General features: G+C 66.2%; 24 protein-coding genes and 1 pseudogene. 14 read left to right on the top strand and 11 right to left on the bottom strand.

Annotation, left to right across the window (positions count from 1 at the left end):
• Positions 1-18: 18 nt before the first annotated feature.
• Both RS83_RS18170 and RS83_RS19055 read left to right on the top strand, forming a co-directional pair.
• Positions 19-531 carry a MarR family winged helix-turn-helix transcriptional regulator gene (locus RS83_RS18170; protein ID WP_052678789.1) on the top strand — a complete coding sequence of 171 codons (513 nt, stop codon included), beginning with the start codon at positions 19-21 and terminating at the stop codon, positions 529-531.
• A 20-nt stretch (positions 532-551) separates the two neighbouring features.
• Positions 552-761: a zinc-binding dehydrogenase gene (locus tag RS83_RS19055; RefSeq protein WP_052678791.1), complete on the top strand. Its 210-nt coding sequence runs from the start codon at positions 552-554 to the stop codon at positions 759-761.
• 229 nt (positions 762-990) lie between these two features.
• Here RS83_RS19055 and RS83_RS03135 read toward each other — a convergent pair whose 3' ends face one another.
• Together RS83_RS03135 and RS83_RS03140 are read right to left on the bottom strand one after the other, a co-directional pair.
• Complete coding sequence (locus tag RS83_RS03135) at positions 991-1,515, bottom strand: hypothetical protein (protein ID WP_045278064.1); 525 nt, start codon at positions 1,513-1,515, stop codon at positions 991-993.
• 208 nt (positions 1,516-1,723) lie between these two features.
• Positions 1,724-2,347 carry a hypothetical protein gene (locus RS83_RS03140; protein ID WP_156153094.1) on the bottom strand — a complete coding sequence of 208 codons (624 nt, stop codon included), beginning with the start codon at positions 2,345-2,347 and terminating at the stop codon, positions 1,724-1,726.
• Between the two features lie 280 nt (positions 2,348-2,627).
• Here RS83_RS03140 and RS83_RS18655 point away from each other — a divergent pair, with 280 nt between their 5' ends.
• The 7 genes from RS83_RS18655 to RS83_RS03170 all read left to right on the top strand — a co-directional run bounded on the left by RS83_RS18655 (position 2,628) and on the right by RS83_RS03170 (position 7,825).
• Complete coding sequence (locus RS83_RS18655; RefSeq protein WP_156153095.1) at positions 2,628-2,804, top strand: hypothetical protein; 177 nt, start codon at positions 2,628-2,630, stop codon at positions 2,802-2,804.
• 63 nt (positions 2,805-2,867) lie between these two features.
• Positions 2,868-3,212, top strand: a complete 345-nt coding sequence (locus RS83_RS18175) for a hypothetical protein (protein WP_052678793.1) — start codon at positions 2,868-2,870, stop codon at positions 3,210-3,212.
• A gap of 21 nt (positions 3,213-3,233) precedes the next feature.
• Positions 3,234-4,277, top strand: a complete 1,044-nt coding sequence (locus RS83_RS03150) for an amidohydrolase family protein (protein ID WP_082071494.1) — start codon at positions 3,234-3,236, stop codon at positions 4,275-4,277.
• A 170-nt stretch (positions 4,278-4,447) separates the two neighbouring features.
• Positions 4,448-5,092: a TetR/AcrR family transcriptional regulator gene (locus RS83_RS18180; RefSeq protein ID WP_052678796.1), complete on the top strand. Its 645-nt coding sequence runs from the start codon at positions 4,448-4,450 to the stop codon at positions 5,090-5,092.
• Positions 5,089-6,738 (top strand): MDR family MFS transporter, encoded by a 1,650-nt coding sequence (locus RS83_RS03160; protein ID WP_045278067.1) that lies wholly within the window; start codon positions 5,089-5,091, stop codon positions 6,736-6,738. The genes RS83_RS18180 and RS83_RS03160 overlap by 4 nt, the downstream gene beginning before the upstream one ends.
• Positions 6,739-6,812: 74 nt before the next feature.
• The gene (locus RS83_RS03165; RefSeq protein ID WP_045278068.1) at positions 6,813-7,478 is read left to right on the top strand and encodes an SDR family NAD(P)-dependent oxidoreductase; all 666 of its coding nucleotides are present in this window, start codon (positions 6,813-6,815) and stop codon (positions 7,476-7,478) included.
• A 143-nt stretch (positions 7,479-7,621) separates the two neighbouring features.
• Positions 7,622-7,825 (top strand): hypothetical protein, encoded by a 204-nt coding sequence (locus RS83_RS03170; RefSeq protein ID WP_045278069.1) that lies wholly within the window; start codon positions 7,622-7,624, stop codon positions 7,823-7,825.
• 63 nt (positions 7,826-7,888) lie between these two features.
• On the opposite strand, the gene RS83_RS03175 is transcribed toward RS83_RS03170, so the two are convergent.
• Entirely contained in the window at positions 7,889-8,473 is a 585-nt protein-coding gene (locus tag RS83_RS03175; RefSeq protein WP_045278070.1) for a TetR/AcrR family transcriptional regulator, read from the bottom strand.
• A gap of 103 nt (positions 8,474-8,576) precedes the next feature.
• On the opposite strand from RS83_RS03175, the gene RS83_RS03180 reads away from it, so the two are divergent.
• Positions 8,577-9,251, top strand: a complete 675-nt coding sequence (locus RS83_RS03180) for an SDR family NAD(P)-dependent oxidoreductase (protein WP_045278071.1) — start codon at positions 8,577-8,579, stop codon at positions 9,249-9,251.
• Positions 9,252-10,558: 1,307 nt separating this feature from the next.
• Here the strand turns inward: RS83_RS03180 and RS83_RS03185 are convergent.
• The 4 genes from RS83_RS03185 to RS83_RS18185 form a co-directional block, all read right to left on the bottom strand.
• Positions 10,559-11,038, bottom strand: a complete 480-nt coding sequence (locus RS83_RS03185) for a hypothetical protein (RefSeq protein ID WP_045278072.1) — start codon at positions 11,036-11,038, stop codon at positions 10,559-10,561.
• A gap of 122 nt (positions 11,039-11,160) precedes the next feature.
• Positions 11,161-11,358, bottom strand: coding sequence for a hypothetical protein (locus RS83_RS03190; RefSeq protein WP_045278073.1), 198 nt, complete (start codon positions 11,356-11,358; stop codon positions 11,161-11,163).
• A gap of 62 nt (positions 11,359-11,420) precedes the next feature.
• A complete protein-coding gene (locus RS83_RS03195) occupies positions 11,421-12,092 on the bottom strand; it encodes an HNH endonuclease (RefSeq protein WP_045278074.1) in 672 nt (223 codons plus the stop codon).
• Entirely contained in the window at positions 12,089-13,177 is a 1,089-nt protein-coding gene (locus tag RS83_RS18185) for a hypothetical protein (RefSeq protein WP_052678798.1), read from the bottom strand. The genes RS83_RS03195 and RS83_RS18185 overlap by 4 nt, the downstream gene beginning before the upstream one ends.
• Positions 13,178-13,335: 158 nt before the next feature.
• Here RS83_RS18185 and RS83_RS03205 point away from each other — a divergent pair, with 158 nt between their 5' ends.
• On the top strand, positions 13,336-13,680 hold the full coding sequence (locus tag RS83_RS03205) for a hypothetical protein (RefSeq protein WP_045278075.1): 345 nt from the start codon (positions 13,336-13,338) through the stop codon (positions 13,678-13,680).
• Positions 13,681-13,837: 157 nt separating this feature from the next.
• On the opposite strand, the pseudogene RS83_RS03210 reads toward RS83_RS03205, so the two are convergent.
• Positions 13,838-14,026, bottom strand: a pseudogene (locus RS83_RS03210) (NIPSNAP family protein); the annotation flags it as partial.
• Between the two features lie 126 nt (positions 14,027-14,152).
• On the opposite strand from RS83_RS03210, the gene RS83_RS03215 reads away from it, so the two are divergent.
• Positions 14,153-15,238: a serine hydrolase domain-containing protein gene (locus RS83_RS03215; RefSeq protein ID WP_045278076.1), complete on the top strand. Its 1,086-nt coding sequence runs from the start codon at positions 14,153-14,155 to the stop codon at positions 15,236-15,238.
• A complete protein-coding gene (locus RS83_RS03220; protein ID WP_045278077.1) occupies positions 15,235-15,594 on the top strand; it encodes a hypothetical protein in 360 nt (119 codons plus the stop codon). Before RS83_RS03215 ends, RS83_RS03220 begins: the two co-directional genes overlap by 4 nt.
• Positions 15,595-15,675: 81 nt before the next feature.
• On the opposite strand, the gene RS83_RS03225 is transcribed toward RS83_RS03220, so the two are convergent.
• The gene (locus tag RS83_RS03225) at positions 15,676-16,323 is read right to left on the bottom strand and encodes a phosphatase PAP2 family protein (RefSeq protein WP_052678800.1); all 648 of its coding nucleotides are present in this window, start codon (positions 16,321-16,323) and stop codon (positions 15,676-15,678) included.
• A gap of 490 nt (positions 16,324-16,813) precedes the next feature.
• Here RS83_RS03225 and RS83_RS03230 point away from each other — a divergent pair, with 490 nt between their 5' ends.
• Positions 16,814-19,915: a carbohydrate binding domain-containing protein gene (locus tag RS83_RS03230; RefSeq protein WP_231587712.1), complete on the top strand. Its 3,102-nt coding sequence runs from the start codon at positions 16,814-16,816 to the stop codon at positions 19,913-19,915.
• 137 nt (positions 19,916-20,052) lie between these two features.
• Here RS83_RS03230 and RS83_RS19060 read toward each other — a convergent pair whose 3' ends face one another.
• Positions 20,053-20,511: a DUF3800 domain-containing protein gene (locus RS83_RS19060; RefSeq protein WP_045278078.1), complete on the bottom strand. Its 459-nt coding sequence runs from the start codon at positions 20,509-20,511 to the stop codon at positions 20,053-20,055.
• 681 nt (positions 20,512-21,192) lie between these two features.
• On the bottom strand, positions 21,193-24,096 hold the full coding sequence (locus RS83_RS03240) for an immunoglobulin-like domain-containing protein (RefSeq protein WP_156153098.1): 2,904 nt from the start codon (positions 24,094-24,096) through the stop codon (positions 21,193-21,195).
• Positions 24,097-24,110: the final 14 nt, after the last annotated feature.

Here is a 24,110-nt window from a genome sequence, read left to right on the forward strand (position 1 = left end):
GAAGAGAAGCGCGCCCAGATGAGCACGTCGTCCGTCCCGCCTCCCGGTGACCAGGTCTACCCCGGTCTGCAGCGCACGGATCTTCGTCGATCCATGAGTCGTTTTGTCGACTGGGCGACAGACATCAGGCTGCGGCGGCAGATCATGAAGGACTGCAGCTTCCCCTCGGACAACCTCATCGAGTTCCTCGTGGTGAACCAACTCGCCTTCAACGGGCCGATGCGGCCCGTCGACCTGGCGAACGCGCTCAGTCAGAGCAAGACGAACATCAGCAAGGTGCTCAAGCGTGTGGAGGAGATCGGTCTTATCGATCGCCGGTCCACTGACGACGACGGGCGCGGGGTGCTGGTCGTACTCACAGCGCACGGTGCGCAGGTCGGAGCGCGCATCGTCGCGCGAGTGGGACACGATATCGATTCCGTGTTCGAGCTTTGGGACGAAGAAGACGTGGAGACGCTGCAGCGCCTGATGGCACGTCTGGTGAGCGACCTCGATGCGGCGAGCATCGTGCGTGGGCGCATCGCACGCTGAGGCGGCCGCCTCGGGAGTCATTGTGGCTTCCCAACGGCGTACGCCTGGCCGCGTACTCCGGCGAGGGTGCCGACCTGTCTGCCGAGACGCTTCAGGGGTTCCTCGATGCCGTCGCGAACGGCCACGCGTCAATCCCCCTCGGACGCACCTACCGCATGGAGCAGATCGTGCGCGCGCACACCGATATGGAAGCGGGCGTCGTCGGGGGCAAATCCGTCGTCGTCGTGTGATCGCATGGCACGTGCTGTCACTGCTGTTCGGCGAGATCGATGCAACAGGTCAGAGCCCGGTCGACCCGTTCGCCGGTCACTGGGACGCGGCGTTCTGAAAGCACTCCGGCGTCAGCGCACGAGCTCCTCGGATCCTGCGAGGCCGGCGACGGCGGGGCGCCCTTCACGGTAGGCGGCAACGCCTCCTAGACCCACACGCTGGCCGATGCCCCGGCCCGCGTTAGCGCGGTCAGTGAATGGACAGTTCGACGACGAGCACTGCTATGCCGAGCAGGGCGACAGACGCGAGGACGATCAGCTTCAACCACAGTGTGGCGCGGACCCGGAAGATGGCGATGAGCGTGATCACGACGAGCGTCGCGACGAGCACTATCGCGGTGAGGCGCAGGGCGTTACTCAAGGACAGCTGACCGAAGGCGCTGAATCCCAGGATGATCGTGGGGGCGACGATCACCCCGAGAGAGCCGAAGCTGACGATGAGCATGCGTCTGATCTCGGCGCCGGTCGGGAGCGCCGCGCGCGTCACCATCGAAGCGGTGAGGTCGGCGACGAACACTGCGATCAGCGTTCCCAGCACGGTGAGGGCAAGCGTGCTGGCCGCACCCCCGACCGTCTGATGTTCGAGGTCGCGCGCGGATGCGACGGTGACGACGAGGGCGGTGAAGGTGACGTAGATGCGCTCCTTCAGCACCTCGGAACGGTGGCTGCCGGCTTCGGTCCTGCCCGAGCCGGGCGCTCGGCGGTCGGATCCCATCGCTTACCGCCTTTCGATCCTCAGTGCCAGGACATCTGTCGGAGTACTCATGGGACCGATCGTCCCATGAGCAGCGCGTCGATACGCCGACGTTTTTCGGCGACCACGAGGCGGCTCCGTCGCACACGATCGTTCTCGATGGGCGCTCGGCGCGCTGCGGTCTGCGCTGGGGGTCAGTCAGGTGCGCAGCGTCAGTCGTCTCCTCAGTTCAGGCGGCGTCGGCCGCCGCAGCGGCGGCCGCAGCTGCGAACGACCGGAGTGTCGCGACCTGCTCAGCGGTGCTCGGCGGCGCATCGGCCATCTGCCACGTCGACACGAGTGCGATCATGCCGCCGATCGTGAACGTCCGCGCGTCCCCGGTCAGAGCAATCTGCGGTCCTCGGTGATCGCTATCTGAATCCGTCAGCCACGTCGTCATCGCTGCTGCAAGCACCTCGGTGACCCGCGCGCCGCGCGGAACGGCGCGGAGCTTGTCGAAGAAGCCGCGATCCGCTCGCCCGGCGGTGAGCAGCGGTTCGATCCCGCGCGCTCGAACGGCGTCGGTGAGGGCCTGCGCGAGGTTCGCCGCCCCCTCATCAAGGGGGAGCCAGTCTTCGAGGAGTCGACTGATCCAGAGGTCCGTCGCGAGGTCGCCGACGCTGCCGTAGTGGTTGTGGAGTGCCTGCCTACTCAAGCCGGCTCGCTGCGCCACCGCGCTCATCGAGATCGTCTCGCCCTTCGGCGCCTCGGACACCAGGGCGGCCAGCGCCCGGATCAGGGCAGCTCGGGTGCGGGTGATGCGCGGGTCCACCCGGTGGCTCGCGAGTGGTAGCGCGTGCGTTCCCTCCGTCATGATTCCATCTTGCCAGACCCGGAGCACTGATGTACTTTCGTCATCTACTAGACAGTTGTAAAGGAGCTTATGGCGTACGTGACCAAGCCCGAATCCGACCGCGGAGACGGGCCTCAGTATCCCGAGTTCGAGGCGGTGGTCGCGGGCGGCACGTTATCCTCCGAAGGGCCTGGATCAGTGCATCGCTACCGGAACCTGGTCCTCGAAGAAGGACCCGGTCGGGTCGATCGAGTTCTATGCGATCCTCTTCGCGGGCCCGGGTGCTTCCCTCGGCGCGACGGTGTTCGGGCGCATCCTCGGTGCGGTCGACACGGCGGCGAAGTTCGTCGAGCGCAGCGTTGTTCTCGTGCTCTATGCCGGTCTCCTCGCCGGTCTGATCGCCCTGTGGGTGGACTCCGCACTCGGGGCGGTGACCGTTGGTCCCTGGGCAGTGTTCGGGATCCTCTGGCTGACCTGAGTCGCCATCGGGGGAGCGGTCACGGGCGTCGCCGCGCTGGGTGGAACCATTGCGGCTCTGGTGATGACGCTCGCTCTGGTGGTCCTCGGGAACACGTCATCCGGCGGCCCGCTCGGGATCCACGTCCTCAATGACTTCTTCCAGACGCTCTACTACGTCTTCCCGCAGGGTGACGCGCTCGACCTGTTGCGGTCCGTCCAGTACTTCGACGGTGCTGCGGTCGCCGCCCCGATCATCCGGCTGAGCATCTGGGCGGTGGCGGGCATCCTCCTCACCCTGACGGCCATGCTCATGCGGAGTCGACGTGACGCCGCAACTCGACCGAAGGGCGTCGATTCCGCCGCAATCAGCCCCAACGCGGAACCATCACGACAACCACTTGTCCACACAACCACTCCTCAGTACTGAGGACGATCGGAGCATCGCACCATGCCAGGAAAGATCGATGTCCACCAGCACCTGCTCCCGCCCCGCTACTTCGAGGCACTGGCAGCGGCAGAACCGCAAGCGATGGGGGCCGGCTCTCAGGGGAGTACACGCGCTGCGACCGGAGGAACCGCGCAGTGGGATCCATGGGGCACAAGCGGCGGGACAGCGCCGCGACGAGGTCCTCGCGCCATCGGGGGCTGGTTGATGCCGGAGTGGAGCCCCCAAGCGGCGATCGAGATGATGGACGAGGCAGGGATCGAGACCGGGATGCTCTCGGTCAGCGCACCCGGTGTCCACTTCGGCGACGACGCCGCCGCGCGCGAACTCGCCCGCGATCTGAACGACTACCAAGCCGAGCTCGTCAGGGAACAGCCAGGCCGGTTCGGGCACTTCGCTGTGCTGCCGCTGCCGGACTTCGACGGCGCAGTTTCTGAAGCCGTGCGAGCGCTCGACGAACTCCATGCCGATGGCGTGATCCTGTTGTCGAACGCGCACGGACGGTACCTCGGCGACCCCGCGTACGAGCCGCTGTGGGCAGAACTCGACGCCCGCTCAGCCGTGGTTTTCGTGCACCCCACCGCACCACCGATCCCCCAACTGCCGGGTATGCCGACCGCGCTGTTGGACTTCCCGTTCGACACCACCCGCACCGCCGTGGATCTCGTCGCGCACGGCGTGTTCGACCGGTACCCCGCCTTGCGCGTGATCCTCTCCCACGCCGGCGGGTTCCTGCCGTTCGCCGCGAGCAGGTTCAGCGCCGCCGCGATGTTCAACCCCGGGGCCACGCCGGAGAGCATCCAAGAGGGCCTGCGCAAGTTCTACTTCGACACCGCCCTGTCCGCATCTCCCACCTCGTTGCCCTCACTGCTGGCGTTCGCGGAGCCCGGCCACGTGCTCTACGGCAGTGATTTCCCCTATGCGCACCCCGACTGGACCGCCCGCTTCGACCACGCCCTCGATGCCTACGACGGTCCCGGCGCAGAACGACTCGATGAGGTGCACCGAACTGCCGCTGAACAGCTCTTTCCCCGGTTGGCGAAGTAGAGCGTTCCGAGAGCCGCGAGCTTCGCTGACCATCCGCCCAGCGCAAAAGCTCCTACCGGAACCGGAGTGATGACGTGGTCGAACCAGTCGTCAGCGCACGAGACGGGCGAATATTTGTGCAGTTGCTATTTTTATGCATAGACTGCATCAAACGAACGGACGAGGTTGCCATGACGGACGGGTTGCGCGCGCGAAAGCGAGCGGCGACACAGGCAACCATCGAACGCGCCGCGATCACGCTCGCGCTCGAGCACGGCTACGAGCGCGTCACCGTAGACATGATCTGCGAGGCGAGCATGGTTTCCCCGCGCACCTTCTTCAACTATTTCGGTTCGAAGGAGGGAGTGATTCTCGGCGGCGCACCACCGATGCCGAGCGATGAGCAGATCGATGCGTTCACCCGCGGGACGGGGTCGAACCTGCTCGCCGACTTCCTCACAATGATCACCTCTTCGCTCCTGGAGCGCGAACCGGATGCCGGCATCTTCTCCGCCCGACGGACGCTGATCATGCGCACCCCAGAACTCCTGATCAAGGAATCGGCTCGCCTGGGCGAGTTCGAGGACCAGTTCGTCGCCATCATCTTGACCCGCTACCAGGCGCAGGGGCGATGCCCCGCCAACGATCCCGAACTGGAAGATGAGGCCCGGATGGTTGTGGCACTGACTACCGGCGTCCTGCACTACGTGCGACGCCGATGGGCGAGCTCACCACCGGGAGCGTCCACCCGGGATCTCCTGAGCAATTCCATCGAACTCATCGACCGCATCACGATCGGTCACTCTCACAACCCGACGGGCACGGCACACCAATGACGGACACAACACTCGGCGAGCCGGGCACCAGCTCAGCACCGGTCGCGAAGCGCAACATCTTGCTCATCTTCGCCGGCCTCATCCTGACAATGCTGCTCGCGTCACTCGACCAGAGCATGTTCTCCACGGCGTTGCCGACGATCGTGGGGGAACTCGACGGTGTCGACCGCATGCTGTGGGTGACGACCGCATACATCCTGGCCTCGACGATCATGCTGCCGGTCTACGGCAAGCTCGGAGACCTGATCGGCCGGAAGGGCCTCTTCGTCGCAGCGATCAGCCTGTTCGTTCTCGGCTCGATCATCGGCGGCATGGCGCAGGACATGACCACGCTCATCGTTGGCCGGGCCGTCCAGGGACTCGGAGGCGGTGGGCTCATGATCCTGTCGCAGGCGATCATCGCCGACGTCGTCCCGGCCCGAGAGCGCGGTCGGTACATGGGTGTCATGGGAGGCGTCTTCGCGCTCTCATCTGTCGCCGGACCCTTACTCGGTGGCTGGTTTACTGAAGGCCCCGGTTGGCGGTGGGGCCTGTGGATCAACATTCCACTCGGCATCCTCGCCATCGTCTCCGCTGTGTTGTTCCTCCACTTGCCCAAGAACACAGCAGGTCGACCCAAGATCGACTTCGCGGGCATGGGGCTTCTGGCCGCTGCGTCAACCAGCCTCGTCCTGATCACCACATGGGGCGGAACCACCTACGACTGGAACTCAGCCGTGATCATCTCCCTGATCGCTGCGACCATCGTGACGGGCGTCGCTTTCGTACTCGTCGAGCGCCGCGCTGCCGAGCCGATCATGCCGCTTCACCTGTTCAAGGTTCCCAACTTCAACCTGACCACGATCGCCGGTCTGATCACGGGAATTGCGATGTTCGGCGCGATCGCCTACCTCCCGACTTACCTGCAGATGGTCACCGGAGTGAACGCGACCGAGGCAGGCTTGCTGATGATTCCCTTGATGGCTGCCCTGCTGATCAGCTCAATCGTCTCCGGTCAACTCGTCAGCAAATCTGGTCGCTACAAGTGGTTCCCGGTGACCGGAACGGCAGTGATCGCCGTTTCCCTGTTCCTGTTGTCCACGATGACGCCATCGTTGCCAGTCTGGGTACTGTGCTCGTACTTGGCCATCATGGGCCTGGGATTGGGAATGAGCATGCAGATACTCATCCTGATCGTGCAGAACTCGTTCCCCAATTCTCAAGTGGGGACCGCGACCGCGTCGAACAACTACTTCCGACAGATCGGCGCCAGCATCGGTACTGCGGTCGTCGGCAGTCTCTTCGTCGCCAAGCTCAACGATCTGCTCACTGAACGTCTTCCTGCGGGCGCCGGGGCCGCGGCCGGAGGCAGCAACTCGTTCACTCCAGAGGTGGTGCGAAACCTGCCCGATGCGATCCGGGACGTGATTGTCGGCGCCTACAACGACGCACTTGCGCCTGTATTCCTCTACATGGTTCCCCTGGTCGTCGTTGCCGCGATCCTGCTGCTCCTCGTCAAAGAGGAGCCGCTGGCCACCACGATCGAACGGGACATCCCCTCCGAATCGCTCGACAGTGACGGCGCTGACAGCATCACTCTGTCGTCGGCTCCCGCGGAACCACGCACATCCGAACCGCGAAAAGTCACATCGCCCACAACGCCATAGCTAGTCGACGGTACTCAGGTTCGCTCACCAGCAGCCCCCTCCGCGCCGCGGTAGGAAACGAAAGGACTCACCCAATGCCCCTGATCACCATCATCGGAGCAGGCTCCGGCCTCGGCATCGAGATCGCCCGTGCCTTCGGACACGAAGGATTCGACGTCGCTCTCGTGGCTCGCACACAGAGCAAACTCGACACCCTCGTCCAGACGCTGGAAAGCGAAGGCATCCACGCGCGCGGATTCACCGCCGACGTCAGTGCACCGGCCACGATCACGACTGCGCTGGCGGCGATCAAAGCCGAGCTTGGGCCGATCGACGTCTTGGAGTTCTCCCCGGCCGACCGAACTCTGGCACCGGCCGACGTCCTGGAGGTGACCGCAGAGAACCTGCAGCCCCAGATCGACTTCTACATCGGCGGAGCCCTCAGCGCGGTCGGAGCGGTGCTGCCGGACATGATCGCCGCCGGCACCGGAACAGTGCTCATCACGACCGGCGGAGGCTCCATCAACCCGAGACCCGCCTTCGGCAGTATCGGCATCGCCACCGCCGGACTACGGAACTGGACCCTGAACCTGCACAACGCGCTCAGTGACAAAGGCGTCTACGTCGCCTACATCGCGATCAGCGCGCTGATCGGAGCTGGGCACCCCGACGCAGAACCCGCCGTCATCGCGAAGGCGTACGTGGACCTCTATAACGCCCGCCAGGACCCGGAACTGTACTACGTCGTCGACGATCACTGACGGCTGCAGTACCGCGTGGGCGATTTTGCTGATCGGGGGTGCGGAGGTGCCGCTTTCTCTCAATCTTGGATGCCCATCGCTCCTGTCAAACCACACCAACGATCATCGTTCTCTACCTCGACCGACCGGCTGCCATCCCCGAGTTGGCCGAGGCAGCAGCCGCTCTCCTCGTCGAGTTCGGCGCCACGGATGAGGCAGTGATCGACGTCATCACCGACGTCGCTCGCGCCGAGGGTCGCCTTCCCTTCGACCTGCCCCGCTCGACCGCGGCGGCCGCAGCGAGCCGGCCGGACGCCCCCTTCGACACCGACAACCCAGTCTTCCGGTACGGCGACGGCATCCTCTGACACTTGTCCGTCGGTGAGAACGCGGAACCCGGCATACCGCGTCATCACCCCCGTATGTGCGGGTCAGCGACGACGGAGTGCTTCGAGGAACAGTTCCGCGAGGCGCACGGGGTCGCCGACGTCTTCCGGGTCTCCCGCAGCCACGATGCCGTGGCTGGCGCGGGTGAGGATCAGCAGGTCGCGGTGGTGAAAATCCTCACGGAGGACGCCCGCGCTCTGCGCCCGTGCGGTGAGCGCGAGTGATGCGCGCAGTGCCCGGTCATGATGATCCCGGAAGGCGTCCGAGCTCGATGCGGGATCGGCGATCACCTCGCTGAACGCCCGGTCCTTCGCCTGCATGTGCACGAGTGACATCACGTGCCCCCGGAACGCTTCCCACGGCTCGGTCTCGGCCTGCACGGCGAACGCTTCGATGCGTTCCGCATAGTCGCGCATGGTGGCCTCGAGAAGCGCCTCTATCAACAGCCCCTTGGTCGGAAAGCGGCGGTACACCGTGCCGACTCCGACGCCGGCCAACGTGGCGACCTCTTCCAACGACGTATGAGAACCTCGCTCGGCGTACACCGTCGCCGCCGCAGTGAGGATCGCTGCACGGTTGCGCTCCGCGTCGAGGCGCAGGGGCCTCGTCTTCTCGGTCGGGGCGGGCATACCAGCAGTCTACCCGTTAAGTGGAAATTCCGCTCCATTTGTGTGATGATCATCCGGAGCCCAGGTTCCATTTATCCTGTTCTCGCTCGAAAGGAATCCTCTTATGCCCACCATCGCCATCGTCGGTGCCGGCCCCGGACTGGGCCTCTCAATCGCCACAGTGTTCGGCCGCCACGGCTTCTCCGTCGCTCTCGTATCCCGCACCCAGGACACGCTCGACCGCCTCGCCGCAGAACTCGGCGAGGCAGGCATCGACGCCGCCGGCTTCGCCGCCGACATCACGGACAGGCCATCCCTGGCCGCGGCGTTCGCCCGCATCGACGAACGGTACGGCCGCGTCGACGTGCTGGAGTTCTCGCCCTCGCCCGGAATGTCCCCGGAAGCCATGGTCGCTCCGCTGGATGCGACGGTGGAGAACATCCAGTCCGAACTGGACTACTACCTCTACGGCGGTCTCGCCGCAGCGCAGCAGGTCCTGCCCGACATGATCGGACGCGACTCGGGAACCCTCCTGTTCACCACCGGCGGATCCTCGAAGAACCCGCTCGCCGGGCCGCCCGAGTTCGGCAACATCGCCATCGCCACCGCCGCCCTTCGCGCCTACGTGATGAAACTGAACCAGGTCACCGCCGGTACGGGTGTGTACGCGGCGCACGTGCCGATCTCCACCTGGATCGGTGCCGCTGGCCCCGAGAGTCAGGCCGACACCATCGCCGAGCACTACTGGGACATCTACACCCGGCGAGACGGCGCCGAACACCCCTACCCTGCGGCGTGACGCAGCGACCTCGACGGATGCAAAAGCAGAAGTAGCAGCGAGGGGATGCCGGGGGCGAAAGGCCCCAGACATCCCCTCTCTCTGTGATCAGCGGTGGATCAGCCTGGTGCCGGTGCGATCTCGTTCGGCGTCGCGTCGAGTTCGGTGCTGGCGAGCACCTCACCCGTGAGGATTTTCGTCATCGCAATCTGCTGATCCTCACCCGCGCCAGCCACGGCATCGTGGCTACCGGAGCCCCGGGAAATGTTGGCGACCCTGTGCGCCTCGCGGACCTGTTTCTCGACGGACTTCGTCGTCGCTGGCCCGGGTGCAAGCACTGCCTGCGCGACCCCTGGCGGCTCCGAGGGGATCAGCTTCTGACTCTTTCAAGCGACCAGATCGTCCAGACGGGTGTCTCCCTGGCTCTTTCCCCCTTGAACGCGGCCATCCGCGGTTGTCGTTGGGCGGTCACCGAAGGCGTAGCTGGATCGAGAGAGGGGAAGGCCTCCATCTTGTCCGGTTACGTGATCGCATCGAAGAGGATCCGCACCGATAGTCGGGATAACTGGTCTTATCGGGGGTAGTGGGCCAGACGTTGAAGTGAGATGGGGCTGAGTTACTGATCGCCTGGGCGGGTGCTCGAGCGGGATCACGAAGGTCTGCGCGTCCGCAAGAGTGTGTAGCGAGGTCTGCCGCGCAAGTGAAGGATCAGTCACCTCGTTGGCTGCCTGGCGCCGCGGACGTAAATCGCAGCGGTGTTCCCCGTCTGCACACGGTGACCGTAGTTCTGGTCGAGTCCGCTGCGCGGGGGTGGCTCAGACTCGATCGACTTGCCGGCATCCGCACGTTTGCGACCATGCAGAGCGATTCGGCCTGGGCTGTCGCTCAGCATCCGGCGCTATCCGGCTCGGATTCGCTGCGAGCGTCATCGCGCACGACGTGTTGTTCACGGGCGGCGGGGTTGTGTCGAAGGGTCGAGGCGATCGTGGTCGCCGCGATTTTCGATCTCGCCAGCGGGGCCGCCATCTCCGCTGGCGAATCGCGCAGGCAAGACGTCCTCGTCTCAAGAACGCGATTCGGGACGAATGCGGCTATCCCTGCTTCCCGATGCGGGTTCAGCGTGAGGCGTTGGCTATTCGAGCGAGCGTCTCCTCGGTCGTGAAAACTTCTCCTTCGCGTTCGGCGAGAGCCTTTGTGTGGAGTTCTTCGATGCCGGCGCGGACTCCTTGTAGGCGGGTATGCCGGGTTGCGTCGTTCACTTCTTTCAAGGGCGTCTCTTCGGTTGGCCGGCCGAGTGGTGCCGCCGGCGCGCGTGGCTTATGCGCCGCTCAGAGCTCGCTGTTCCAATCCTCCAGAACGAAATCGGAGCATGCACGCCGCGCCTCCTTCTCGTAGCAGTGGGAGAAGACGAAGCCCGCCTTTATGTCCTCGCGGCTCATCGATTCGACGTCAAGCAGTGCCCAATCCGCGTCCTCTCGGTGTGCGAATGCCCCTGCGTAGAGATCTTCCACCCCGGTGCATGCGTCGTAAACCGGATCGATTAGTGCTGCGAACTGTGCTTCCTCGTCGGCGAGCATCGCGCTGAGCGTCGCTTGCTCTTCATCCGAAACAGCACCGTCAGCGTAGATCGCATCGTACTCGGGCCCGAACAGGGGATGCGTCGCGTAGTGCTGATTCATCGCGTCGCTGGCCGACCCGAATGCGGCGTCGCATTCGGGGGTTGCGGCTTCCGGCGTCGCCTGCTGGATCAGGTTCACGATGAGGATAACGCCGGCGGTGATCGCGACCAGGCTGGTGATGGTGACCATCAGCCCCCACCGGCGCTTCTTCACGGGCTGCGGAGCCGGTGCGTGAGGAGCACCCGTCGGAGGGAGAGGCAGTCGAATTGGCCGTGCAGCTGGGCGCTGATCGTATGGACGCTCCTCGACCATCAGACTGTCTCTACGACAGCTGTCAGCGAGTAGTCGTGCATGATCCCGGACCCGGTCAGGGAAATGATCCGGCAGGGAGGGTAGTTCTCGAGCGCGGCTTGTAGCTCTTCCGCCGCGGCCTGAATGGTGTCCTGGCCGCGCTTGAGGTTGTACGGGCCGGTCACGACGACGATGTTCTGTTGCGGGATCAGTGGCACAGCTCAACTCCTTCGGAGGTCACGTTCATCTAACACCACGGCGAGCCGAGCCCGAAGGCGCTCTAGTTGAGGCGTATGTCGTCGGCCCGCCGTCCGAAGCGGCGAAGCCAGCTCGAGTGGTAGTCAGGGGAGGCGTGCCGACGGCCTGCCGTCTCGCCGATGGTGACGATGTCGGCGTATCGGGAGAGCAGGCCATCCCATTCGGAATCGCGCGCGGGCGTCGCGGCGACCAACGGTAGAGAGTCGGCAGCGAGGCTGGACTTCCGCGTGTTGCACATCGCGTGCAGTGTCGTGAGATTCGCCGGGTCGCTCGATCCGCCACCGGCGTGCGCGAGTACGTGGTCAGCTTCGGGCGCGAGTGCCCAGTACGCCGGATGCACTGTGCCGCGGCGGTAGTGCGCGTAGTACGAGAACTCGTCGGGGAACACGTCGCTGATCGCGACGAGGATGCATCGGGGGATCGTGCGGCCGCCGCAGTACGTGCAGAGGAATCCGTCGCGGAGGAACACCTCGGCGCGCGTGCGATCGGAGACGCGACGCGAAGTGCGGGCACCGCTGCCGGCCGTAGTCACGCCGTGAAGGGTGAGACTACCCATCCACACTTCGCCGGCGATCGGCTCGAGGATCTGACGTGCACGATCGATGGACGACGGGAGCGCCGCTGTGACCTCGTCGAGCACGCCGCTGTACCAGGCGGCCGCGTCGTTGCGGAGGGAGCGGATCTCGCGGCTCATGGCGCCTGCGACTCGGAGGCCGGGTCTGCGAACTCGCGCGTCCGCTTGACGGCCGCGACGCCGAGGAAGCCAGCGAGATGGACGACGTCGTTGCCGCCCATGACGCGGTTCAGCGTGAACTTCCTCGGGAACTGCTCGAGGAGCGGGTTCTCGTCGTCGAATGTGCGCTCGGTCTTGAGCGCGAAGATGCGGGTGGTGTCGAGGGCCCGGAAGCTGTCGATCGAGAGAATCGATGAGGTGACGTCACCCCAGATGAGTCGGTCGAACTGCTTCTGGTTGGTCCAGTGCTGGCGGATGCGCTTCGCGATCCCCGTCGACGAGTTGGCGACCCCGACGTAGACCTGGGCGAACTCGTCAAGCACCATGATGTAGAGCCCGGGCACGCCGTCCCACTTCGTCAGGTCCGTGACTTCCACCATGCCGCGCCGGCTGGCGACAGCCGATTGCAGCGCCTGCTCGAACTCGTCGCGATCGAGGGAGGCGAAGTGCGCCATGTTCAGGTCGAAGTTCTGCAGCGCTCTCTCGCGATGCTTTTCGCACCATTCGTCGGAGTGGAAGCGGTGTTCGGCGTCTTCGTGCGACCAGTCGAGGGAATCCCACAGCTCGGGGTTGTCCTCACGGTGCCACCGCGGGAGCGACGAGCGCTTGTTGATCGTCGCGTAGGTCTCGCGAGAGATGCGGAGCCCGAGCCCGAAGTGACTGCGCACCGCCGTGCCGAAGTGTGTGGCCCTCTCGATGCCGGCGGCGCGCGGCCGGCCCTTGCGCGGTATCGCCACAGGCACGCCCCAGACCTTCCGTGCGAGCCGCGTCTGCCACCGGTGCCAGACGAGCGTGTGCCCGGAGTCGACCAGCGCATGGAGCGTTGCGTTCGCGTCCGCGCCTATCCCGACATCGAAGATGCGCGCCGGATCGAACTCGAGGTGCGCGCCTTCGGGGATGAGACCGGCGTTGTCCAGCTCCCACGGGTCGGCATCTCGCACGAGGTAGCCAGACTCTGCGAGCTCGTGGCGCAGCTCCTGCGCTGCCAGGGGCCGCATCGCCCACACGAGTGTCTCGCGGGGCGTGACGGTGATCTCGAGTTCCATGGTCGTCACTTTCGCTGTGAACCGTTGTGCACGCGGTGAACCCTTGTGTGCTTCGCCGAGCTCGGTGCACACGGGCGTGGGCTCCGGAGCTGCCGGCGAACCTGTTGTGCTTGAAATAGAACCACGGCGGTTGGTCTGGACCGGAATAGGATCGCAGCATGGCCCCGTCCCGCCAAGCAGATCTTGTCCGCCATCTCACGAGTGTCCTCGGCCCGACGCTCGTATCGACGTTGGCCGGTTCGAAGGACACGCATGCCGCGATCGCCTGGGGAACTGAGGATGGTCCTCACGCGGATGCTGACGCCATCCGTCGACTCGAGTGCGCCGAAGCGGCATGGCGCAAAGTTAGCGATGCCGAAGGCCCTGACGTGGCCCGGCTGTGGTTCATCGGCGCCAATCCGTGGCTGGCGGACAGTACTGCCGTAACCGCGATTCGCGAAGGGCGCTTCGACGAGGTTGCCGGCGCTGCCCAGGCGCTCGTCGACGGTTCCTTCAGCGGATAGCTCAGCCGCCGCGTTCGCGGTCGACAAGAGCGTGGAGCGCCGCGTCCAACTCGATCCGCGTGCCTTCGGGGCTGAGGTCTCCAGTCAGGATTCGCCGAGCCCGGTCAAGCGATTCCGCGTCCGGCTGATGGCCTCCGAGCTGCTGTCCTTTCTAGACCTCGTACGCGGCGAGCGAAGGGAAGGTGAACAGCGCGAAGGCCTCGTCGCTGTCGCCCTCGCTCGGCATGAAGTAGCCGTGATGGGTGCCGCCATGCTTCTCCACGAGCCGGATCCATGTGCGTCCGTACTCGGTGAAGTCGTCGAGCTTGTCAGGGGCGATCTCGTAGCGCAGGTGAACCGTGATCATGTCGTTCATCCTCGCAGAGCGCGGATGCCGCGGCGGGCGGTCATCTGGTCGAGCATGCCTTTTGTCACGGCATCGGATGACAGGCGGACACTTCTGCGGCGCACGCATCCTTGATGGCATGGAGGCATGACAAGACCATCTCCAGCAGCCATCGGGGCGGCAGCTGTCGCGGCGTGCATCGTGCTCGCACTCGGCATCGTCGTGACGCCGCCATCGCCCAGTCTCAGACCGCACTCGAGTGGCGACGCTGCGCTCGCCAGGACCGTGGAGGAGGACGCGCGTGCCGGGGGAGCGCTCGACCGCCTGAGCGTCGCGTACATCGACCTCGCATCGGAGGACGCGGCGGTCACCACCGGCTTCGGTGCCGATGACGACACGGAGTACGAGATCGGGTCGGTGACGAAGACCTTCACCGGCCACCTGTTCGCGATCGCGATCGAACGAGACGAGGTCGCTCCGACCGAGACCCTGGCGGAGATCTTCCCGGTGCTGGATGGCACGCCAGCCGGTGCTGTCACCCTGGTGAGCCTGTCGAACCACACCTCCGGGCTCCCCAGTCTCGATGAGGCATCCACCCCGCGTGTGCTGCTCGACACGATCACCAACCGCAACCCCTATCGGGGGAGTGTGAACGATCTGCTCGAGCAGGCCGGCCGCCAGCAGGCTTCCGAGCCCGGAACCTTCCGGTACTCGAATCTGGGGATGTCGTTGCTCGGACAGGCGCTCGCCGAGCGGGCGGGCGTCGAGTATCCGGAGCTCGTGCAGGAGCGGATCTTCGACCCGTTGCAGATGACACAGAGCAGGATCTCGTTCGACGGGACCGACCTGCAGCAGCCGACGACCGGATACTCCGCGACCGGGGTGCCGCAGGAGGCCTGGTCGATCGCCGCGTTCGCCCCGGCGGGCGGCATCCGCTCGACGCTCGGCGACATGACGAAGTACCTTCGGGCGCTCCTCGACGGCACTGCTCCCGGCGCGGAGGCGATGGACCGGCACCCGGGCGATGGCGGGATCGACGAGGGGTACGCCTGGACGATCATCGACCAGGAGGACGGGCCGACGTTGACGCTGCACAACGGGCAGACCGGAGGCTTCGCGTCGTTCCTCATCCTCGATCGTGCGGGCGGCAGGGGTGCGATCGTGCTCTCGAACACCGCTGCCCAGCTTCCTGCTGTCGTTGTGAACCTCATCGAGAAGGGCATCACGAAATGAACCTGTTCCTCGCCATCGCACTCGTGGCCTTCTCCGCGCTCTACGCCGTCAGATCATGGGGGATCAGACGGTTCAGGATCGCGGATCGGATCGCCGCGATCGCCGAGTCCGTCGGACTCCTCGCGCTGTTCACCGTGCTGCACTTCGCGACGGGCTGGGCCGGCGTGCCGATCGTGCTGTGGTTCGCGGCCGTCGCGCTCGCCGCCGGTGGTGTGGCCGGGCTCGTGCTGCGCTTCGACGGCCTCCCCTGGATCCGGACACGGCGTCGGTTCGTGGTGCGCGTGATCCGCCTGGCACTCGGCGGGCTCGTGTCTGCGATCGTGTTCGGTCTCGGGGCGATCTCCGCCTTCGGCTGATCACGGGCGGTCGGGCGGTCGGGCGGTCGGGCGCGTGGCAGCGTCCGACCGCCTCTCCCATCTCTGGGTGCTACCGGCCTGTCATCCGCGCCGGGACGGACGCGAGCCGGTCCGGTGCTGCGCGCGCCGAGCGAACGTCAGAGCGATGACCACGAGGGCGGTCGGGATCACGAGACCGAACACCGCCCCGAGCGCGACATCGTGCAGATAGTGGACGCCCTGGGCGACGCGGCCGACCGCGACGAGCGCAGCGAGAACGGCAACGGTCCACGCGATCCAGGTACGGCCGATGGCGATGGCGATGACGACCGCCGCGCCGAAGGCGAGGGTCGCGTGATTCGAGGGAAGCGACCAGTCTCCGGGCGGCGGGCATTCGCCGGCGATGGCCCATCGTGAGCACGGGCGTGCCTGAGCGAAGAGCACCTTGGCGCCTTCGCTGGACACCAGGGCGAGGATGACGCCGAGCGCCGCGACGCCCGTGGCCAGGCGGCGTTCGGGGTGCTGCCGCCACGCTGCGATCATCGCACCGCCCGTCGCGAGCGCGAGTGCCACCAGCCCGAACTCAGAGACGAGATCGATGTGCGGAACCGCAGTCCCCATGCCGGCGAGCGACCGCGTGGCGATGACGCTGAGGCTGCCCGGCGCGGGGACGACGAGCAGCAGGACCGCGATCACGCCGACAGCGGCGAGTGGCACGAGCGGGCGGTGAGGAAGTGCGAGTGGACCCATGACCTCGAACGTACGGTCAGGCGACGGCGGTGCGCATCGGCCCGCGGGGGTATCCGAGATCATCCCGAGGGTGGATTGACGCGCACGGCGACCGCCTCGCTGAAGACCGACGCTTGCGGTTCGGATTCTGTTACCGGTAACATGCACGGAACGGCCGATATGCCATGACCAGTGCGACGGCACGAGGTCCAGCCGGCCGAATTCGCCATCTCGAGGAGGAGAGCGCATGCACAGCGTTGCCAGTACCCGCATCCGACAGGGACACGAGCGCACCGTGCGCCGAACGTCCGGCCCTCGTCACTGACCAGCACCGAGCCCACAAGGAGACCGGCGCTGCGCCCGTGGCGACCCGCTGCGGACTGACTGCGATCGGTCGAATCCCACCCCTCGCCTGAGGTCTCACCGACCGCGGCGTCCCGATCCTCGAGACGCCGTCGATCGGCGCGCGCCAGCGCGCCTCGAGCGAACCGATCCGCAAGGAGAACACGCAGTGAAATCACATTCTGGATCCACGGAACGGCGACGTCGCCGATCCGTCTCACGCCCCGCGGCGGTGCTGGGGGTCGCGGTGCTCATCGCCTCGTCCGTCACCGCCGTCGGCCTTCCTGGTGCGGCCTTCGCCGCACCGGTCGACGTGATCGCGAACGGCACGTTCGAAGCCGGGATCTCCGGCTGGACCGCTCCCCTCGGAGGAACGCTCTCGCAGAGTTCCGATGCCAAGAGCGGCACGAAGTCGCTCGCGATCGGCGGCCGCTCGAGCTTCCAGTCCGGTCCGACCGCCACGGTGACGGGTCTGCTCGAGACCGATCAGTCGTACGACCTGTCGCTCTCGCTGAAGTTCGACACCGGGCGAGCCACGCAGAACTTCAACGTGGTGCTGTGCACGTCATCGCGAAGCCGCTGTGATGTCGTCGCCTCGACGACCGCCACGGCGGGCCAGTGGTCGACCATCGAGAAGAGCTTCACGCCGTTGACGGCCGACTACGACATCCTCTTCGTCGAGACCCCGTGGAACACCGACGTGCAGTCCTTCGTGATCGATGACGTCTCGCTGAAGACGGATGACGGTGCCCCCGCGGTCACCGAGCCGCCCGCAGTGCCGGGGAACCTCCTGCCGGACGGTCGCTTCGTCTCCGACACCGCCGGCTGGACCAACACCCGCGGCGGCACGCTCGCTCTCAGCGACGATGCTGCCAGCGGCGCCCACTCGCTGCAGGTGACCGGCCGGGAGAACACGCAGTCAGGGCCGTTCGCCAGCGTCGCCGACAAGATCGAGCTCGGTGCCTCATACCGACTCACCGGCAAGCTCAAGTACGACGAGGGCAACGCCACCCAGCAGTTCAACTTCACGTTCTGCCCGACGAACTTCAACGGATGCGCCGACTACGGGCACACCTTCACGAAGGGCGAATGGGGCACGTTCTCGCAGGAGTTCACGGCCGAGGCGAAGCACGTCGCCGCCGGATGGCTCTTCGTCGAGACCCCCTGGGGTTCCGCTGCGCTGCAGGACTTCAAGGTCGACGAGCTCTCGCTCATCAAGATCGCGGATGCCCCTGAGGTGCCGGCGTTCACCAGCCTGGAGAAGGTGCAGACCAAGCCGATCGGCGACCACAACCCGCTCGTCGGTCACAAGTTCGGCGCGGATCCGCACCACCTGATCTACAACGGTCGGCTCTACATCTACTCGACCGACGACACGCAGCAGTACGACCTGAACAGCAAGGATGCGAACGGTCTGCCGACGCAGTCGAACGGGTACGGCGGGATCACCCGGCTCAACGTGATGTCGACGACCGACATGGTCAACTGGGTCGACCACGGCTCGGTGCCGATCGCGCGCGAAGGCGGGGCCGCTCCCTGGTCGCGCAACTCGTGGGCTCCGGCGGCCATCGAGAAGGACGGCAAGGTCTACCTCTACTTCTGCGACAACGGAACCGGGACGGCTGTCGTCGTCGGCGGCTCACCGCTCGGCCCGTGGACCGATCCCGTTGGTAAGAAGATCATCCCCGACACGGTGTCGCGCGACTACATCGCCGGCGGCGGCTTCCCCGCCGGCATGTGGCTCTTCGACCCCGAGGTGTTCATCGACGATGACGGACAGGGCTACCTGTACTTCGGCGGCAACTCGCAGATCGGCACCTCGCCGAACGTGCAGGGACCGCAGAACCCGAAGTCGACCCGTGTCGTGAAGCTCAAGGACGACATGGTCACCCTCGACGGCGACCCGGTCGAGATCGACGCCCCCGGCATGTTCGAGGCATCGAGCATGTTCAAGCACGACGGCAAGTACTACTACTCGTACTCGTCGAACTTCCAGGTGAACGAAGTGCCTGGACTGTACCCGTCGCGGGGTGCGATCGCCTACATGATGACCGATGACCCGATGAAGCTCGGCTCCTCGGAGTATGCGGGTGTGGCCTTCCAGAACCAGGGCACGTTCTTCGGAGCCGGCAACGGCGGCAACAACCACTCCGACATGTTCACCTACAAGGGCGAGACGTACTTCACCTACCACGCGCAGACGCGCGGGGCGGCGTGGGCGGCTGCGCTCGGCACCCCCGGGGCGACCCAGGGGTACCGGTCGGTGCACATCGACAAGCTGGAGTTCAACGAGGACGGCACCATCAAGCCGGTCGTCGGCACCAAGGCCGGCGTCTCGCAGGTCGAGAGCTTCGACCCGTACCGCACGTTCGAGGCCGAGACGCTCGCATGGCAGCTCGGCATCACCACTGCGGCGACCACTGAGGCGTCCGCCGAGTTCGCAGAGCACAACGGCTCGGGCAACATGGTGCTCTCGGGCGTGGATGACGGGGACTTCTCCGGCATCTCCGGGGTCGACTTCGGCTCCGGTGCTCAGACGGTGTCGGCGAAGGTGAAGCCGCTGGTCGCCGGCAGCAGCATCCAGGTGCGTCTGGACGATGTCGATGGTCCGGTCGTCGCCGAGATCCCGGTCGACGGGACGGTCGGCGAGTGGACCACGGTCGAGGCCGAGGTCACCGGCGCGACGGGTGAGCACGATGTGTTCTTCGTCTTCGCCGGCGCCGAGGGTGTCGATGCGGATGCCGACCTGTTCGAGGTCGACAACTGGGCGTTCGCTCCCATCGACGACAGCTCTGGTGCCGAGCTGCGCGCGCAGCTGTCGGACACGACCGTCGCCGCAGGAGGCACGGTCACCGTGACCGCCACCGGCGTGACGGCAGGCGAGGTCGAGATCGGCATCGAGAGCACCTACCGTGCGCTCGCGACCGCGACCACCGCAGACGGTCGGATCGAGGCGACCGTCACGATCCCTGCCGACATGGCGGCGGGCGCGCACGACATCGTGCTGCGTGACGGTGAGACGGAGCTCGCTCGGCTGCCGCTCACGGTCACCCGCGCGAACACCGGTGGCGGCACCGACGGTGGCACCGACGGCGGGTCGTCCTCCGGCGGCGGAACCGGCGGTACCGACGGCTCCCTCGCCAACACCGGAGGCGACGCGAGCGCGTCGTTGACGGCTGCATGGCTCGGAGCACTCCTCCTGGCGCTCGGATCCGGGTTCTGGATCCTGCGTCGCCGAGGCCGCTCGGTCGTTTCGACCGAGACGGAGTGAGGTGAGGTCACTGCTTCCCCGCGGTGACTGACCTCTCGACACCCCGCCCCCTCCTGCTGGCCCCACAGCAGGAGGGGGCGGGGTGTCGTGCGCCCGGCGTGTGTCTCGAGGAGGCTGAATCGCCGAAGCCTGGAGGTTCAGCGTCGGGAACTGCTCGCGCGCTCTGCAGCCGCCTTCATGCGCCGAAGAATTGCAGGGTCGACCGTGCCGGCGATTCGCTGCCCCTCCGTGATGGGGTAGCGCGAACGGTAGTGCCGGATGATGTCCGAGTGGTGGAGGTCTTTCACGGCGCGGTGCCAGAGATGCAGTTTTGACTCCACGGTGAAGGCCCCGTGGAGCGCTGTGAAGCGGTCCTTCTCTGTCACCCATCCATAGAGCGAATCTTCGATGAGGTGATAGTCGATCGCGCGGGAGACGCAGGCGGCGACCCAGTCAGCGAACTGAATATTCGAACTCAGGACGCTATCCACGTGCATGGGAGGTTCGATGATGCGCCGCATCTCGGGGAACTCCGCTGCACGGCTGAGGATGTGCCCGTACATGTTCGGGAGCCGCTCCGCGCGGGTCTTCTCGTTGATCTGGTCGATGACGACCATGACGTGTTGATCTTGCACGTCAGCGTATCGGGCGATAACGCGCGGAGCTGATACCCGTACTTCTTCGGGGTATCCGGGCGGAAGATGTCCGCGCCCTTGCGTTCCCAGCGACCTGGGTGCTCTGCGGCCTCGATCTCGGTTTTGAAGAGCGTCCGCTTGACCTCGTTGAACCTCTGTCCGAAGATTCGCGCTTTCTCCGCGGGGATGATGAACCCGGCGTACCCGAACGCCGGGTTCGTGTTGAAGCGGTGGTGGTCGCGGCTGACGAACGCACCGGTTTCACCGATCTCATCTATGTACGCCAGCAGCACTCGGCAAGTATCCCAGCACAACGCAGAAACCCACGCCTAGGCGTGGGTTTCTCGAATTGGCGCTCGGGGAATTCTTTCATCCCTAGCTACCGGTACCGATTCTACTACTCAGTCTCGGACACGCCGCAACCAAAGTCGCGGCCCGATCCTCGTGGTGGTTTCACGAACCGGGACTCTCGCCAGCCGTCCCGCCACGACTCACCTCCGGAACCTGAGCCGTTTCGGAAACAGGGTCATGCTGTCGTGGCACAGAGGACAGGATGCCTCGCAGGTACATCAAACGCCGCTCCCGTCGCGATACGACAGTCGAATCCGAGGATTCGATGCCCTATCTCGACGGGAGCGGCGCGACTGGAGGTGGGGAGTGGAGTCAGCAGGTCTTGGCGGCGAACGTCCCCGTGACCGTCGAGCCCGACACGGTCGCCTGCACCTGGCCAGAGGGCACCGATGCGGCCCGTGTGCTGAAGGTCACCGTCGACGTCCGGCCGCCGGCGAGGTCGACGATCTGCGTGCCGAAGGCGGACGACACCGTGACGCGTGCGGCATCCGTTCCGGCGTTGGCGACCTTCGCCGTGATCACGACCTTGCCTGCCACGCAGCGTGTGGACACGTCGAGTCCGATGCCGGGGGTGACGGTGACCGTCGCCGTGACCGGCATGCGAGAGGCATCCTGCGCGACACCGCGCACGGTGAAGGTGCCGGCGCTCGCGTAGTCAACGGGGGCGACGCCCTCCCACGCGACGTCGACCGTCGCTGTGGTCCCGCTCGCGGTCGTCAACGTCGCCTTCGGCAGCACCGGCGCGCTGCCAGCACGGGTCGATACAGCGATCGGGGCGACATCGGCCACCGCGATCTCGGGTGCGAAGCCCTCGAGCACCGTCTGGTACTCGGCGCGCGTCACCGGGAGCACCGTGCCGTGCCGAGGCTTGCCGCCGTCGCTGTTCTGCGGCAGATTCGCCCGCAGAGTCGAGCCGAGGGCCTGCCACGACGATCCGTCGGTGATGTCGTCCGACCCGAACGGGATGTAGTGGTTCGGACCGCCGTGGTACGACGGCTGATCGATGAACAGGTACCACGACAAGCCGTTCACGTCGCCGGGGTTCGCCGGGAAGATGTTCGGCCCTTCACCGCTGGAGTAGGTGCCGCCGGGTTCGCCGTTCGGCAGTCCGGTCGCGATCCGCTCCTTGACGAGCGTCCACTCGTCGGCGCTGCCGCTGGTGCCGGGCAGCGTGCCGTCGATCGTGGCGAGCAGGTCGGTCGACTTCTCCTCGCGGATCGTCATCGACGCCTCGTCCTTCGTGAAGCGGTAGTAGACGCCGTCCTCCTCGGCGACGGTCGAGTCGATCAGACCGAGGCCAGAGCCACGCCGGACGTCAGACCAGATCTGCGGCTCGGAGAACGTCACGAAGTCATCCGTCGTCGCGTACATCATGCGGTTGTACGTCACGGCCGTGCGGCTGGAGGCATCCGTCGTCGGGTAGAGGTTCGACGCCCAGAAGACGACGTACCGCTGGATCTCGTCGTCCCAGTACGCCTCCGGCGCCCAGGTGTTGCCCGCGTACGCAGACGACACCTGCACATGGCGCTGCGCGGACCAGTTGACGAGGTCGGTCGACTCCCAGACCTCGATGGACCGGGATCCGGAGAGCTGCGAGGTCGTGAATCCACCCGCGAGTCCGTCGATCTTCAGGTCGGTCGCGAGCATGTAGAACCGGTCGCCCTCATGCGAGCGGATGATGAACGGATCGCGCAGCCCCTGCGTCCCCTGCGTCGAGGTGAAGATCGGCTCGCCGCCGTTCAGGGTGTTCCAGCGCAGCGCGTCGTCGCCCTTCGACGCGGCGAGGCTCACACGCTCGGCGCCTGCGCCCTCGCCGGTGAAGAAGGCCCAGACATACGCCTCCGGATCCGCGCCACCGGCCGGCTGCGGGCGCACGGTCAGCGTGACGGTGCGCGTCGCCGTGGCCTGGCCGACGGATGCCGTGACGGAGAGCGTCGCGGTCGCCGATGCGGAACCGGCCACCGGCCGCGTGATCGACACGGTCGCCGATCCGTCGCGCACCCCCTCGCGGAGTGCTGCGGACGCCGAGCCGCTGGTGACGGTCCAGCTCAGAGCCGAGCCGTTCGCGCCGGTCGTGGGAACCGAGAACGACGTCCTGACATCGTCGGCTCCGGGCACGGCGACAGTCGTCAGATCAGCGTCAACCTTGGCCTGATCGGAGAGCGCGGCTGGCACCGTCACGGTGAACGTCCGGGTGGTGAGCGCCCCGCCGACCGTGAATGTGGCGGTGAGGGTGGCCACGGCATCCGCCGATCCCGGGGCGGGACGCTGCACGGTGGCGGCGCCACCCGTGAACTGCACCGCGGGGCTGTCGGATGCCCACGAGATCGCGACGCCGCTGGTCGAGGTCGGCACGCTGAAGTCCGACGTCGCCGTTGAGGGCACGGTGACCGAGGCCACCGCCCGCTCGAGCGCCTGATCGGAGAAGAGCTGCTGCACCTCGACGGACGTGAGCGCGCTTCCGTAGACCGCGAAGTCGTCGACGTCGCCTGCCCAGCCGGCGTCGTTGTACGTCGAGCGTCCGAGGTAGCCCACGAGCGCCGAGCCGAACGACGACACGTCGCGCGCGATCGCGACCGACGAGATCTGCACGCCGTTGACATAGGTGGTCAGGGTGCCGGACGTGCCGTCGATCACGCTCGTGTACAGCGACATGCCGGCGGGGGTGCGCGCGCCCGAGGTCGCGGCGTTCGTCGCTCCGGCGCCGACCTCGGTGCCCCACGGGGCTCCGGCATTCGTGGCGTTCGTCACGACTGACTTCACGTACCCACTCGGGTTGGCCGGGTTGAGCAGCCAGTAGCCGCTGGAGTAGCCGGCGCCGGATGCGACCGGAGCTCCGAGGAACGCCGCCGCCGTGTTGGCCGGTCCGGTTCGTCCGCTCAGCCACGTCGAGACCGTCAGCGTCTTCCTGCCGACCAGCCCAGCGGTCGGGATCTCGAGGTACCCCGCACTCGAGGCGTTGCCTCCTGGCAGCGAGAGCTGCCCGTTCTCGACCTTCGCGCCGTTCTGCCTGATCGTCGCGTCGTAGCCGTTGCCGGTGGTGTCACCCACCGTCGCGCCGGAGACGGCGTCGAACGTGTAGTGGATGAGGGGCGTCGGCCCCTCGGCGGCGACCGAGGCCGTGTGCGTCGACACGGCTCCGATCGCCACCACGGTCGCGGCAGCGGCGGCCACGGCCGTCGCCTTCCGGATGGTCCTGCTGAGCAGACTCGTCATGATCATCGTTCCGA

The organism is Microbacterium oxydans (assembly GCF_000956525.1).
Taxonomy (GTDB): Bacteria; Actinomycetota; Actinomycetes; order Actinomycetales; family Microbacteriaceae; genus Microbacterium; species Microbacterium oxydans_A.

What these genes read in the sequence shown, in the direction of transcription:
- RS83_RS18170 (WP_052678789.1), top strand. Translation starts at nt 19, where the DNA reads ATGAGCACGTCGTCCGTCCCGCCTCCCGGTGACCAGGTCTACCCCGGT.
- RS83_RS03135 (WP_045278064.1), bottom strand. Translation starts at nt 1,515, where the DNA reads ATGGGATCCGACCGCCGAGCGCCCGGCTCGGGCAGGACCGAAGCCGGC.
- RS83_RS03140 (WP_156153094.1), bottom strand. Translation starts at nt 2,347, where the DNA reads ATGACGGAGGGAACGCACGCGCTACCACTCGCGAGCCACCGGGTGGAC.
- RS83_RS18175 (WP_052678793.1), top strand. Translation starts at nt 2,868, where the DNA reads ATGACGCTCGCTCTGGTGGTCCTCGGGAACACGTCATCCGGCGGCCCG.
- RS83_RS03150 (WP_082071494.1), top strand. Translation starts at nt 3,234, where the DNA reads ATGCCAGGAAAGATCGATGTCCACCAGCACCTGCTCCCGCCCCGCTAC.
- RS83_RS18180 (WP_052678796.1), top strand. Translation starts at nt 4,448, where the DNA reads ATGACGGACGGGTTGCGCGCGCGAAAGCGAGCGGCGACACAGGCAACC.
- RS83_RS03160 (WP_045278067.1), top strand. Translation starts at nt 5,089, where the DNA reads ATGACGGACACAACACTCGGCGAGCCGGGCACCAGCTCAGCACCGGTC.
- RS83_RS03165 (WP_045278068.1), top strand. Translation starts at nt 6,813, where the DNA reads ATGCCCCTGATCACCATCATCGGAGCAGGCTCCGGCCTCGGCATCGAG.
- RS83_RS03175 (WP_045278070.1), bottom strand. Translation starts at nt 8,473, where the DNA reads ATGCCCGCCCCGACCGAGAAGACGAGGCCCCTGCGCCTCGACGCGGAG.
- RS83_RS03180 (WP_045278071.1), top strand. Translation starts at nt 8,577, where the DNA reads ATGCCCACCATCGCCATCGTCGGTGCCGGCCCCGGACTGGGCCTCTCA.
- RS83_RS03185 (WP_045278072.1), bottom strand. Translation starts at nt 11,038, where the DNA reads ATGGTCACCATCACCAGCCTGGTCGCGATCACCGCCGGCGTTATCCTC.
- RS83_RS03195 (WP_045278074.1), bottom strand. Translation starts at nt 12,092, where the DNA reads ATGAGCCGCGAGATCCGCTCCCTCCGCAACGACGCGGCCGCCTGGTAC.
- RS83_RS18185 (WP_052678798.1), bottom strand. Translation starts at nt 13,177, where the DNA reads ATGGAACTCGAGATCACCGTCACGCCCCGCGAGACACTCGTGTGGGCG.
- RS83_RS03205 (WP_045278075.1), top strand. Translation starts at nt 13,336, where the DNA reads ATGGCCCCGTCCCGCCAAGCAGATCTTGTCCGCCATCTCACGAGTGTC.
- RS83_RS03215 (WP_045278076.1), top strand. Translation starts at nt 14,153, where the DNA reads ATGACAAGACCATCTCCAGCAGCCATCGGGGCGGCAGCTGTCGCGGCG.
- RS83_RS03220 (WP_045278077.1), top strand. Translation starts at nt 15,235, where the DNA reads ATGAACCTGTTCCTCGCCATCGCACTCGTGGCCTTCTCCGCGCTCTAC.
- RS83_RS03225 (WP_052678800.1), bottom strand. Translation starts at nt 16,323, where the DNA reads ATGGGTCCACTCGCACTTCCTCACCGCCCGCTCGTGCCACTCGCCGCT.
- RS83_RS19060 (WP_045278078.1), bottom strand. Translation starts at nt 20,511, where the DNA reads ATGGTCGTCATCGACCAGATCAACGAGAAGACCCGCGCGGAGCGGCTC.
- RS83_RS03240 (WP_156153098.1), bottom strand. Translation starts at nt 24,096, where the DNA reads ATGACGAGTCTGCTCAGCAGGACCATCCGGAAGGCGACGGCCGTGGCC.